Below are 12,913 nucleotides of genomic sequence, written 5' to 3'. Positions count from 1 at the left end.
GACAAGTCCAACAACTCCGACAACTCCGACAACTCCAACAACTCCGACAAGTCCAACTCCAACAACTCCGACAACTCCAACAACTCCGACAACTCCGACAACTCCGACAACTCCGACAACTCCAACAACTCCAACAACTCCGACAACTCCGACAACTCCAACAACTCCGACAAGTCCAACTCCAACAACTCCGACAAGTCCAACAACTCCGACAAGTCCAACTCCAACAACTCCGACAAGTCCAACTCCAACAACTCCGACAACTCCGACAACTCCAACAACTCCGACAACTCCGACAACTCCAACTCCAACAACTCCGACAAGTCCGACAACTCCAACTCCAACTCCAACAACTCCGACAAGTCCGACAACTCCGACTCCGACAAGTCCGACTCCGGGGATAATATTGGGAACTCCCGGCGATGATGCCCTCCAAGGTAGCGCCCAAAACGACACCATCGACGGCCTCGGAGGCGACGATGACATCTTCGGTGGGGAAGGAAATGACTCCCTCTCTGGCGATGCCGGCGATGACTACTTAAATGGCGAGGAAGGTGACGACAGCCTCTTTGGCGGCGCGGGAAATGACTTCCTAGAAGATGAATTGGGCAATAACTTGCTCTCCGGCGGCGACGGCGATGACGAAGTTTTGGGCGGCAACGGTGCCGACACCCTCACAGGAGATGCCGGCGATGACTACTTAAATGGCAACGAAGGTAACGACAGCCTAATTGGCGGCGCGGGAAATGACATCCTAGAAGATGAATTGGGCAATAATTTGCTCTCCGGCGGCGACGGCAATGACGAAGTTGTAGGCGGCCGCGGTGCCGACACCCTCACAGGAGATGCCGGCGATGACTCCCTTACAGGGGACGAAGGCAATGACTCTATTTCTGGCGGTGTCGGCAACGATATTGCAGATGGGGGTGACGGCAACGATACCCTAGAAGGCGGTGACGGCAATGACGAACTAAGCGGTGGCGAAGATAACGACAGCCTCAACGGCGGCGTTGGCAATGACGAACTCTACGGAGATGACGGTAACGATACCCTAGAAGGTGGTGGCGGTGCCGATAGTCTAGAAGGCGGCACCGGCGATGACTTCTACGTGTTAAATGGTACTTCCGCAGGGGGCAATGTCATTGCTGACGACAGCGGCACCGATAGTCTAACTCTCAATGGTCTCACGCTGGCGATCGGCTTGGCCGCCGGTACGGCAGGCGTGACGCGGGGCGGCGAATTCGATACCGACTTGCTAATTGACCTCAACAAAGACGGGATTTTTAACGCAACTGACGACTTGTTGATTCTTGACTTCTTCGCTGAACCAAATCTGGAACAAGGAGATGGTTTTATCGAACAAGTTGGCAATCTCTCAGGGGACGCCATTCTCAAGAGTTTCCCGTTGAAGGCGACGCCCGACCCGGATTTCCTTCCAGGTGGTGGCGGCGATGACAGCATCGACGGATTGGCGGGCAACGATGAGATTGAGGGCAATCAAGGCAATGATTCGCTGTTCGGCAACGCTGGCAATGATGTGCTCAACGGCGACGAACTCATTACGATTAGTGAGGCGGGCGGTGACGTAATTCTCGGTACGGGGATTGGGAATGACTATCTCGACGGCGGGGATGGCGACGACACCCTCGACGGCGGCGAAGGTAACGATACTCTGGTAGGCGCTGCCGGTGACGACAGCCTGTGGGGCGGTGAAGGTACTGACATTATCAATGGAGGAGATGGCAAAGATTCTCTGTACGGGGCTGAAGGGAATGACAGTTTGTTGGGCGGTGCCGACAATGACTTTTTGTTCGGAAACGAGGACAATGATACTCTCGACGGCGGCGATGGAGATGATTCTCTAGTTGGCGGTTTGGGCAATGACAGCATCGTCGGCGGTGCCGGTATCGATACGGTGTCTTATGCTACTCTGCTGAGTCCTGTAAATATCAATCTCGCGGCGGGAAGTTCCACAGCCGAAGGTACTGATACTCTCACCGGTATCGAAGTTATCATCGGTACAGCTTTGCCTGATACTATCACTGGCAGCAGCAGCGATGAAAGCCTCATCGGTAACGGCGGTGCCGACATCCTCACCGGTGGCGGTGGCAACGATACCTTTATCCTCGACCCCGCAACAGCCGCTGGTAGCAAAATTCAAGGCGCTGCCGGCACTGACAACCTCGTTCTCCCGGATACTACCTTAGTTACATCTCTGACGAACGGTTCAGTAGGAATCGGTCGCAGCGGTACTAGCTTAGTAGTAGACGTGAATAAAGACGGTCAAATCAACCTCGCTAACGACCTCGAACTTCTCAATTTCTTTGATGCTACTAGCAATATTCCGGGTACTGGATTCATCGAAAATGTTGCAGGTGTCTCCGGCAATACAATTCTCTCTCGCTTTGCCACCGTACCTGTATTCAAACCCCCACTCACAACCACACCCACACCCACACCAACTCCCACACCTGACGGCCCCCAAATTTTAACACCGGCAATTGGGATTCCGAGTCCGAATACTACCGTTGATTCTACTTTCAGTGGCGGGCCGCTTAGCGATTTGTTCTTCGGAACTCCGCAGGCTGACGCACTGGATGGTTTAGCTGGAAACGATACGATTTCCGGCTTAGATGGTGCTGATAATATCCAGGGCAATGACGGCGAAGATTCGCTATTGGGCAATGCTGGCACCGACTTGATCGATGCTGGAAATGGCAATGATATTGTTTACGGCGGTAAAGCTTCCGACGGCATCTTAGGTGGCGGCGGTAATGATTCGCTGTACGCAAATAAAGGCTTGGATGTTGCTTTGGGAGGAGACGGTAACGATATAATTTTTGGCGGGAAGGGCGATGATTCTCTCGGCGGTGATGCGGGAGATGACAGCATTTTCGGTCAGTTAGATAAGGATTTCTTGCTGGGCGGCAGCGGTAATGATGTTGTCAGCGGTGGCGAAGGAGATGATACTTTAGCAGGTATCGATCCGAGTGCTACTAATCCTGGAATTGGGGAGTTTGATACTTTGACTGGCGGGGAAGGTAAAGACCGTTTCTTGCTGGGAGATAGTGATAAAATCTACTACTCTGGTGATGGTAATGCTGTGATTAGTGACTTTAATTCTGCTGAGGATGCGATCGTCCTTTCGGGAATTAAGGGCAATTATTCGCTGTCGGTTTCGGGGAATGCGACTAGCATTTTCCTCAAGAAACCCGGTGAATCCGATGATTTAATTGCCACGGTGCAAGGGGTGATGGATTTGAATCTGGATCAACCTTATTTCACTTTCATTTAGAAGCGGCTTTTTTTAACCGCAGATACACGTAGATTAACGCAGATGAATTTTACCATTTTGCGTTGATCTGCGTTTTTTTACCCTTTCCCACTCTATTCAGAGTGCCGTACCAGTCAAAATTTATCACTTCAAACCGATTGAATTCAAGGATGATTTCCTCCTATTCTACGGTTGATATTCCGCAAAAATTTCAATTTTTCCCACAATGTTTTGATTGAATTGAGCCAATTCTTCTGCCGGAATCCAATATTCTTGATGAATCGAACTGCCGACAGTTTGGACGGGATATTTTTTTAAGAATTCAGCCAAAACTCGAAACCGGGTTACATAGCCGAAATATCCCGATGCTGCATCTCTTGTATTCCAATCTCGTGCAATTTGTATAGCATATGCTTTGTGGAGTACGGGATAAAAAATAGGCTGAAAAGACAGTCGCGGCGGAAATGCCAGAAAATCGCTTTCTTTAATCAGTTCCATTTCTTTTTTGCCGACGGCTCGGAACAGCGTTACTGTCTCTTTATCTGATATATTGATATTTTTAAACCAAGCTTTCCAACCGTCCCAATTGTGAACTATTTTAGCCAATTCAGCGTAACCGGCTGCGCGGGGATGGGAAACGTCATTTTCGGTAAGTTCTTTATGCCAAATTTCCGAGTTTTGCAGCGGGGTGCAAACATCTAGATAAGGCACATTTAACTCGTTGCAAACTTGAGAAAACTGTTCGGATAAGTTGGCAATCCGCCTTGTGCGATCGGCATCGATAACTGGCGGTGGCCCTACCATTAATACTGGAAATATTTCTTTGGCTGACGTGAGAATACAGCGAGCATTTTCAATTGATTTTTCAACTTCTATGCGATTTTTTTCGTTTTCTCGGTAAGTGTCGTTGACGCCAAAGGAAAATACTATTCTGCCGTCGCCATAGTGAGGTAAGCGGCGAGAAACTTCGTTGAACCAACGAGTTTCTATATCGGCACTGGTTTCTCCCCTTATTCCTAAATTGTAGTAGGTAATATCGTGTCCTTGTCCGCAAGCGGCCGCGCAAATCCGTCCTGTCCAACCGAGACATTTGGGATCGCAAGTACCGTTTACAAAAGAATCGCCGATAAAACAAATACGCATATTATGTATGGGAAGTGGGAATGGAGAATTGTTGACTGTTGACTGTTGACTGTTAACTGTTGACTGTTGACTGTTGACTGATGATTGATGACAACTAACAACTGACAACTAACAACTGACAACTGACAACTGACAACTAACAACTGACAACTGACAACTAACAACTGCCAACTGACAACTGACAACGGCCAACTGCCAACTGACTTTAATTCTTGCCGATGACGGACAATCCCTCTACAATTAGAGACGGTGTTTCGCAAGAACCGTTCCACTCGGAGTCTCCTCCCAATTCTACTAATTGTTTGAGGACGTTGTAGACGTTGCCAGCTACCATTGTGTCTTTGATTCTGCCGACTATTTGACCTTTTTTGACTCGGTAGCCGAGATCGACATTAATTGAAAAATCGCCGGAAATTCCGGCACTGCCGCCAAGCATTTGATCGACTACAATCCCGTCGTCTAATTTAGCGATTAAATCTATTAGCGAAAGCGAACCTGGTTTAATCAAAACATTGAACAAACTCGGCGTGGGATAGCTGCCCAAACCAGGGCGAAATCCGTTGCCGGTGGTGCCGCTGCCCAAGGCTCGACCGGTGGTACGATCGGTATAAAATAGCTGCAACACTCCGCTGTTGATAAAGACGATCGCCCGAGTGGGAGTACCTTCGTCATCAAAAGGACAGCTATAGGGCCCGATATCCGGCTGCTGCGAGAGGGTGACAAGCGGCGATGTCACTTGTTGGCCCAATCGATCGTTCCAAGGCGAAGCGCCTTCGAGTACCTGTTTGCCGTTCAACGCCGCACAGACAGTGCCCCACAGCAAGTCGGCTGCTTTGGCTGTAAATAGCACCGGCACCCGGCCCGTGGGGGGGGCTACATTGTCTTTCGCCCATTCTAAACGCTGCAAAACCCGCTTGGCGCTGGTGTTTAAGTCGAGGGTGCCGCGTTCGGTTTCGCCTTCCCAAATGTTGAGGAAATCTTCGCCCCGCACTAATTCTGCTGACAAGTAACCGCTGAGGGTGGTGTCGGTGTGACTGGAATCCAAGCCTTTGGTGTTCACCAAGCGGGTACTCTCGATTTCGCAGTCGAGTTCGGCGGTGCAGAGGCTTTCTGGATAGGCTTCGCGGACGATCGCGATCGCCTCTTTTCCCCAGTTTACTAGCTGTTGGGCCGGCACCGACACTCCGCGATCGGGATAAACAACTTTCTCACCGGTGCCGAGTTCGATGGTTTCCGGTTCGTTAAGTTGCGAAAGTGCGATCGCCCTGTCCACCAAAATTTGCAGTTCCACGGGCCCGTAGGCCACCGCCAAACCCGGCCGCCCATCCCGCCACAGCCGCAGTGCAATGCCTTCTGCTTGGGCTGTTTCTAGCTGTTTGAGGCGGTTTGCTTCAAAAAATACCGGCCGTGAGAGCGATTGCGATTCCAATACCTCAGCAGCTTCTGCACCTGCTTTGGTGGCTAGTTCTAACAGTTGTTCTGCTGATTGCTGATTGGTCATTGTTCTCGGTGGTTGGTAATGGGCGATTCGATTTTCGATTTTCGATTTTCGATTAAAGAATTGGCAATAACTTACTGGATATGGGTTGGGAGCACGGGTCTACATTTAGATTCTTTTGGGAAACTGCTGGAATCGGCGAGCAAAAGATTTTACGCATTTGTGATTGTTTCCATCTTGCCAATCGCGTCACTCGATTTTAGCTTTTAGATTTTAGGTTTTAGATTTACTCCACAGATGAATTTGGGAACTTGAACTAGAATCTAAAATTTTGATATCTCCACGACCAGATTCGGGGGATTGTATCCCTTTTTGGCTGTGGTCACAAACCGACTTTCTTGCTGCGGGTCAGATATGAAAGCCGAAATTTTTCCTGCAAAAACCCGGTGGCTTAAATCTGATTGAGAATGCTACCAGATATCAATTATTGCCAAGCTATCGACTAAATAGTTAGTTCGTGCAGCAGCCAAAATCCTGCAAAAGATTCCGATTCGGGATTCGACTGAATTGCTAAGAAATGTACTTTTTTTGCTTGGTTTTTCGCGGCTTCAAATCCTTTCGCTTCTCTCTCAGTTGCTGCGTCTCTGAGATTAGCTAAAATCCAGCGATCGTTAGCTCCCGTATCTAATACCAGCCTAGCGGGTGGGCCGCTCTCAAATTTCAGGAAAGCCAACTCCAAGCCCGACATCCAACCTGCCAAAGCTGTTGCTCTCGACGAGTAGATAATTAGTCCCGGAATTTGCGTTTCTGGGGCGAGGCGTGTCATCGGCAGTCCGAAAGCTTCGCCAAATCCGATATCCCACTCGGACATTTCGTCAAAAGCTGCGATCGGCAAACTCACAAACGCCCATTTTTCGCCGATTAAAGCATCCGGCAGCGCAACTGGCGTTTCGGGTACAAATTGAACGCTCGGGTTCACAACCGGTTGATAGCCCGGTTCGGCGGGATAAACGTCTTGCATCCGTTCTTCCAGCCATAGGCTGAGGGCGAGGGTGCGGCGGCTGCAGGCGGCGGGAATGTCCAAGTCATCGCAGGCTTTGGTAATCATGTTCGCCATTTGGCGGCGGAAAAAGCGGATTTTTTCAGGTCGTTTCGGTGCTGCGGCGATCGCATCTTTAATTGCACCCGCCAGCCACAGGGAATTCACGGTTGAACTGGAGCAGAATTGCGAGTAGCGAAACAGAGAGTCGGCCTTGTCGCCTACATTCAGCGGGCTTTCGCAGATCAACACTTCCCATTTTTTTTTCTCTCGCTCGTCTAGGATTGGACGGCTGTAAAAGTCGAGTTCCCAAATAGTAGCCATGCCGCGCTGTTAAAAATTAATCCTTTCTCATGTTACCGGACAGCGGGCAAGTTTCTGATTCTGACAATATAAGGCTGATTTTCAATCGCGGGCGATCGCACTTTCCCAAAGATTCCCACTTTCCCTTGCAGCTTCCCGTGTAATTTTTGGCAGGAGTGCACAACCGGAAGCATTAGCAACTCCTCGGAGAACTGTCGCGGAGCAATCTCAACACGCGATCGTTTGTTAAACTTGTGCAAGCCAGGGAAAACAAACAGTATAGCTTGATTCCATGAGACAAATCATTCTCGAAAAGATTGTTTCTACCTTACAACCTTTAGATTTTGTTCTCGCTTTGTGGCAAGGAGGTTCAGCAGCCCACGGATACACCGACGAGTGGTCTGACCTCGATATTGCGGTTGTGGTTGAAGATAACTGCGTGGAAGAAACATTTGAGATTGTTGAAAAAGCCCTCGCAGAAATTGCTGAAATCGAACTCAAATATCGAGTTCCCGAACCCGCTTGGCACGGTCAATCGCAGTGTTTCTGGCGGCTGAAAGAAACCCCGCCCTTCTTGCTAGTTGATTTCGCCGTTTTCCGGCGCAGCAGCCGCAACGATTTCCTGGAAATAGAGAGACACGGGAAAGTGCCGATCGCCTTTGACAAAGTTAATCTAATTGTACCGCCTCCTTTGGATCGAAGCAAACATTTTTCTACAATGCAGTCGAGATTCAACGAAATTAAAATTCGTTTCGATTTGCTGCAACCTCTGGTAAAAAAAGAGATTTATCGCGGACATTTAGTAGATGCGATCGGCAACTATCACAATTGGACGCTTCTACCCTTAGTCGAACTGTTGGGCATGATTTACCGTCCCCACAGATACGATTTTGAACTAAAATATTTCAGCCGAGACTTTCCGCCCGAAATACTCGATCGCGTCGCACCGCTTTTCTGCATCGCAAATCTTGAAGATTTGGCAGCAAAACATCAAATAGCTGAGGCTTTTTTTGCCGAAAGTTTACCGCTTGCACAAGCTAATCTTTCCTCTGACAATGCCCTAACACTACCGCCCTAGGCTCAAAGTTTCGTCCCGAAAGCGATTAATATAGTATTATCAACTTATATCTTGCACCATTGTCAATACTCCTTTTTTGAACAGGCAAGATGCCTGTTCCACAGGAAAATCTACTCTTTGTGGAACGGGCATCTTGCCCGTTCTTGAGAAAGATGCAAGATGTGATCTCAACTTTAAAGATTAACATCCCATGACAAAACTCAGCGTCAACATCAACAGAATTGCCCTCCTCAGAAACTCTCGAAACATCGGCATCCCCAGTGTTACCGAAGCCGCAAAAACAGTAATTGCTGCCGGAGCTCATGGCGTTACAGTCCATCCCCGCCCCGACGAAAGGCATATCAAAGCCGCCGATGTTTACGAATTAGCTAAAATGCTAACCGTTGAGTTCAACATCGAAGGAAATCCGTTTCAGCCGCCATTTATGGATATAGTTTGCGACGTAAAACCAGCTCAGTGTACCTTGGTGCCGGACGCTCCCGACGTGCTAACATCCGATAGCGGTTGGAATATTCCCGAAAATCGCGATCGGCTCTTACCAATCATTCAAAAATTAAAAGACAACGGCATCAGAGTCAGCTTGTTTATGGACGCAGATGCTGCTCTCATGCCGCTAGCAAAAGAAGTTGGAGCAGACCGAGTAGAACTGTATACGGAACCCTACGCAACTGCTTTTCGCGAAGGGAGAGTAGAATCTGTTTTTCAACAATATGTCTTAGCAGCTCAAGCCGCTCAATCAGCAGGTTTAGGGGTGAATGCCGGACATGATTTAAATTTGCAAAACTTAGCTAAATTTTGCTCGATTCCTGATATACTAGAAGTATCGATTGGTCATGCTTTAATTGCGGAAGCGCTAGAAATGGGGTTGTTCAACACAGTACAAGCTTACCTAAAAATCCTGGCAGGTTCGTAGTACCAATTAACCTCGTGTGGTAGGGCGGATTTGGTAGTGATAAACTCGTTTTTATCAGAGAGAATAACTCAATCCGCCCTACAAAGATACAGTATCAAAAATTACGTAAAAAATGGTTTGACACGCTACAAATATGGTAAGGTGGGGTTCGCAGCGCCCTAGATAATTAGGCGATCGTCAATCGATTTTAGATTTTAGATTTTAGATTTTAGATTTTAGAATTGAAGCATTGACCCCACGGATAAATACGTTCGGCAAGTTTCATCGGATACAGGTTTTTTATTTCTCGACGGATGAATCACGTGGCGGGTATCCTGGATGCTTTCGGTAAAGAATGAAGTAACACTAGGGGCCGTAACCCCGTGGGGTGCTAGCCGTGTTCTAGTAGCAACGCTCCTCCCAGAGCCAAGACACCGCGTTTTTTGCGTGTGGGCATTTCTTTAGCAAGAACCTCGGAAAAAGCTTTAATTTTCCTAGACCAAATTACTAATATTCTGTGTTGATATTATCCGTAAGGAGTATCATTAAAATGTCCCGACAAACTGAGGCTACTACTTAGCTCCCGCACTGCCAATTTGCTACCAGCAGATTTTGTGCCAGTACGGGATATTTACCTGTATCCTATATCCTCCTGTAGCCTCTGTGCGATCGCCAGATTTAATCCGGTGAAAACAGGCAAACACAAGTAACCATATACAATTCCTTACCCCCCTCGGAAGTGCGACATGAAAAAACTAATTTTACTGACTGGAATGCTACTCATGATGACGGCAAAATCAGTATTTGCCAGCCCAGTAGCCCCCAAAATAGCACCGAGCGAGCTGATGGCTGCCTCGGAAATTACAGAAACCCTTAACAAACCCGTTACCTCTGAATCAGTTCCCAACCTCGAACCGATCGAGCGAATGTCAACCTCGGAAATCCGAGAAACCATCAACCAACCCACCACCTATATTTTTGAAGGCGTCAAAGGGCGAGAACTCACTCTCTCCCTGTGGGCGGGACAACTGACAGCCGAACTGTACAGTCCCAATGGTGAAAATATGGGGGTTATTGAAAAAGCAGACAATCAGTGGATTGGCCAGTTGCCAGAGTCCGGCATCTATCGCGTGCGAGTTACCCCCAAAGGTGAAACCACCAGCTTCGTACTCGGACGCGACTTTAACGCCAAGTGGACTTATAGGCCCGATCGCGCAATTCCCATAGCATTCAAGGAAAAACAAGCCACAATCAAACTCAAAATGTCCGGCTACCAAATCCAGCCCATCACGGTTCAAGGCCAGCAGGGACAGACAATTAGGGTGACAGCTAGCAACAAAAATCTAGATCTGGCGATCGAATCTCCGACGGGAGAACTCCTGGATCAAGGCGAAGGTCAAACTTTTGCTCAACTCCCTGAGTCCGGCACTTACCGGGTAATCGTAGTTGCCAAGAGGCCGGTCAAGTCCTCAATCCGAGTTTCTGTGCAATAGCAAAGATTGCACAAATACCAAGGGCGATCGAATTTGCGTCGCCCAAAAAAACAGCTCGCCAATTGGCGAGCTGTTTTTTGCGTAATATCGTTTGCGGTTGCATCGGAATAATAAAATCGAGTCAACAGTTAACACTCAACCATTGAGTTTTTCCACCCCCAGTCAACAGTCAACAGCCAGTCGATTTTAGATTTTAGATTGTAGATTTTAGATTTGAGAATTGACTCCACAGATGAATCTGGGAGGTGGAAATTAGCTGTAAAATATTTCGCTTGTCAACGGTCAACAGTCAATCGATTTTAGATTTTCAACTGTCAACTGTCAACTGTCAACTGTCAACTGTCAACTGTCAACAGCCAACAGTCAACAGTCAACAATCAACAGTCAACAATCACGGACGGTGCAACCGGAATTGATATAACATCAACCTTGGATCAGCGCTTCAAAACGTTCTTGTTTCCAAATGCAGCTTAAATCCGAGTCAGCTAAAGCTAGCTCTCGGTATAAATTAGGGATAAACTCAACAGCCCGCTGCAAATTGTCAAGGGCCAAATCAGCAAATCCCAGTAGCGCATAACAGCAAGCTTTATTGTAAAAAGCGTTAGCAAAATCAGGATTTATTTCTAAGACTGTTTCGTAGCAAGCAATCGCCTCAGAGTAGCAGCCTTTTCGCGCCAATTCCACACCCCGGTTGTACCAAATTAAATAATCTTCAAAGGGACGCTCAGATGTAGGAGTGAACTTGGCATTTCTCTGATTTAAACCTACTAATTTCTCCAAAGCAACTCTCCGTTCGCCCACAGCATCGGCTCTGCCCGGTTGTAGAGCGATCGATCGGCTAAAACTAGCCACTGCTTGTTTGTAAAGTCCCATAGAGTTCGCAGCTATACCGCGATTGTACCAAGCCTTCGCGTCATCAGGCTTAAACTCGATCGCCCGCTCAAAACTGTTGAGCGCCTGATAGTAAAGCTTGAGTTCCAACAGGGCATTACCTCGGTTGTACCATGCCCAAGCAGCCTCCGGGTACAAATTTAAAGAGCGATCGAAACTCAGAACCGCCTTCTCGTAAAGCCCCATATCGATCAGCGTCAGTCCCCGGTTGTGCCAAATACTTGCCGCGCACGGGCTGAACTCCAGAGCCCGGTCAAAACTGTTGAGAGCGTCCAACCAGCGGCCCAACTTTCCTAAAGCAATAGCCCGGTTGTGCCAGCCAAAGCTCGCATTCGGCTCCACCGCCAAGGCCTCATCAAAACTCTTTAGCGCCTCTAAGTGCCGTTCTAATTTCCCCAGAGCCATACCTCGGCCGAACCAAGCCTTATAATGATCTGATTGCAACTTCAAAGCTCTGTTAAAGTTCGCCAGAGCACCATGATCATCGTTAGCTTCGAGGTGGCGCGAACCTAGATGGTAATACCAAGCCGCTTCCAAGTTTTGAATTAAGTTCATAATATTTTGTATCTATCTTAGGGATGATTCTACATGAAATCATACCGGGAGTAAAACTGTAATTCCACTAAAAATCTGAAAAATTTGATACAGGGCGATTGCCGGTACACAGGGCCAGTAACAACCTCAACAATTTGCGATCGAAACTAACTATTTTCCTCTCGTAAAATGCTGTTTGAGCTAACCGCACTCATCGTTTTTTAGAGATGCTGCGAATCTTAACTCTGTGTGAATCGCGCAACTCTTACCGCATCCCGAATTAGGTTTGCAGTTACACAAAGAGTCCTAGGACGCCCCAAGTCTAACTGCAAATCTGCTAGTGCTAATAGCTTCTACTTCTGGTTGCCCAATTCAAGCAACCACAACCGCTGTTTTAGCATTCTCACTCAACATCAACTGGCCTGTTGCATCAATACTAAAATCTTTCCCCAGCAGAAAACCCTTGCCCATCAAGCGCTGGCAAACAACCAGCGCAGTAATCCGGCGAATTTCTTCCATCACGTCAGCAGGAATCAAATAACTCAAACTCCAGATCACGGACTCGCAGTCATACCAAATCAAACGCTCAATACTGACAATCATCAAAGCAGCTACACTGTCAACAGACAGCCGGCCTCTGAGATCCGCAATCAAATCCTTACCAATTAAGCTATTGCGAGTCATCATCGCTCTAGCCATCTTCCCAATTTCTTGTTCGAGTTCTAAATGATTCATGCTTGGCACTGGCTTTTATGTTTTTAAAGCACTACTAAAAGTAAAAACAGTAGCCGCTACCAGGCTCTGCCCTAGCGTAGCTGACGCAGGCTC

9 protein-coding genes are annotated in these 12,913 nt (G+C 48.0%); 4 read left to right on the top strand and 5 right to left on the bottom strand.

Going from position 1 to position 12,913, the window contains the following annotated elements; genetic code table 11:
• Window positions 1-3,295 (top strand): calcium-binding protein (locus tag QUB12_RS09230; protein ID WP_333306494.1); only part of this gene is annotated, 3,295 nt, incomplete at its 5' end.
• Window positions 3,296-3,460: 165 nt separating this feature from the next.
• Here QUB12_RS09230 and QUB12_RS09225 read toward each other — a convergent pair.
• From QUB12_RS09225 to QUB12_RS09215, 3 genes are all read right to left on the bottom strand, one after another.
• On the bottom strand, window positions 3,461-4,525 hold the full coding sequence (locus tag QUB12_RS09225) for a GDSL-type esterase/lipase family protein (protein WP_333306492.1): 1,065 nt from the start codon (window positions 4,523-4,525) through the stop codon (window positions 3,461-3,463).
• Window positions 4,526-4,622: 97 nt separating this feature from the next.
• Window positions 4,623-5,918 carry a TldD/PmbA family protein gene (locus tag QUB12_RS09220; protein WP_333306490.1) on the bottom strand — a complete coding sequence of 432 codons (1,296 nt, stop codon included), beginning with the start codon at window positions 5,916-5,918 and terminating at the stop codon, window positions 4,623-4,625.
• A gap of 439 nt (window positions 5,919-6,357) precedes the next feature.
• Complete coding sequence (locus tag QUB12_RS09215; RefSeq protein ID WP_333306488.1) at window positions 6,358-7,218, bottom strand: Tab2/Atab2 family RNA-binding protein; 861 nt, start codon at window positions 7,216-7,218, stop codon at window positions 6,358-6,360.
• 271 nt (window positions 7,219-7,489) lie between these two features.
• On the opposite strand from QUB12_RS09215, the gene QUB12_RS09210 reads away from it, so the two are divergent.
• From QUB12_RS09210 to QUB12_RS09200, 3 genes are all read left to right on the top strand, one after another.
• Window positions 7,490-8,275, top strand: coding sequence for a nucleotidyltransferase domain-containing protein (locus QUB12_RS09210; protein WP_333306486.1), 786 nt, complete (start codon window positions 7,490-7,492; stop codon window positions 8,273-8,275).
• Window positions 8,276-8,465: 190 nt separating this feature from the next.
• Window positions 8,466-9,188 carry a pyridoxine 5'-phosphate synthase gene (locus QUB12_RS09205; protein WP_333306484.1) on the top strand — a complete coding sequence of 241 codons (723 nt, stop codon included), beginning with the start codon at window positions 8,466-8,468 and terminating at the stop codon, window positions 9,186-9,188.
• Between the two features lie 725 nt (window positions 9,189-9,913).
• On the top strand, window positions 9,914-10,660 hold the full coding sequence (locus QUB12_RS09200) for a hypothetical protein (RefSeq protein WP_333306482.1): 747 nt from the start codon (window positions 9,914-9,916) through the stop codon (window positions 10,658-10,660).
• A 423-nt stretch (window positions 10,661-11,083) separates the two neighbouring features.
• On the opposite strand, the gene QUB12_RS09195 is transcribed toward QUB12_RS09200, so the two are convergent.
• Both QUB12_RS09195 and QUB12_RS09190 read right to left on the bottom strand, forming a co-directional pair.
• Entirely contained in the window at window positions 11,084-12,106 is a 1,023-nt protein-coding gene (locus tag QUB12_RS09195) for a tetratricopeptide repeat protein (RefSeq protein WP_333306480.1), read from the bottom strand.
• Window positions 12,107-12,457: 351 nt separating this feature from the next.
• Window positions 12,458-12,820, bottom strand: a complete 363-nt coding sequence (locus tag QUB12_RS09190; protein WP_333290215.1) for a hypothetical protein — start codon at window positions 12,818-12,820, stop codon at window positions 12,458-12,460.
• Between the last annotated feature and the right edge of the window lie 93 nt (window positions 12,821-12,913).

Source organism: Microcoleus sp. B7-D4, assembly GCF_036705125.1.
Classification (GTDB): Bacteria; Cyanobacteriota; Cyanobacteriia; order Cyanobacteriales; family Microcoleaceae; genus Microcoleus.
Note: the sequence above shows the minus strand (reverse complement) of the source record. Positions and strands in the feature narration are given on the sequence as shown.

Coding starts and splice junctions, on each gene's coding strand:
- QUB12_RS09190 (WP_333290215.1), bottom strand. CDS start 12,820: ATGAATCATTTAGAACTCGAACAAGAAATTGGGAAGATGGCTAGAGCG.
- QUB12_RS09195 (WP_333306480.1), bottom strand. CDS start 12,106: ATGAACTTAATTCAAAACTTGGAAGCGGCTTGGTATTACCATCTAGGT.
- QUB12_RS09220 (WP_333306490.1), bottom strand. CDS start 5,918: ATGACCAATCAGCAATCAGCAGAACAACTGTTAGAACTAGCCACCAAA.
- QUB12_RS09205 (WP_333306484.1), top strand. CDS start 8,466: ATGACAAAACTCAGCGTCAACATCAACAGAATTGCCCTCCTCAGAAAC.
- QUB12_RS09200 (WP_333306482.1), top strand. CDS start 9,914: ATGAAAAAACTAATTTTACTGACTGGAATGCTACTCATGATGACGGCA.
- QUB12_RS09210 (WP_333306486.1), top strand. CDS start 7,490: ATGAGACAAATCATTCTCGAAAAGATTGTTTCTACCTTACAACCTTTA.
- QUB12_RS09215 (WP_333306488.1), bottom strand. CDS start 7,218: ATGGCTACTATTTGGGAACTCGACTTTTACAGCCGTCCAATCCTAGAC.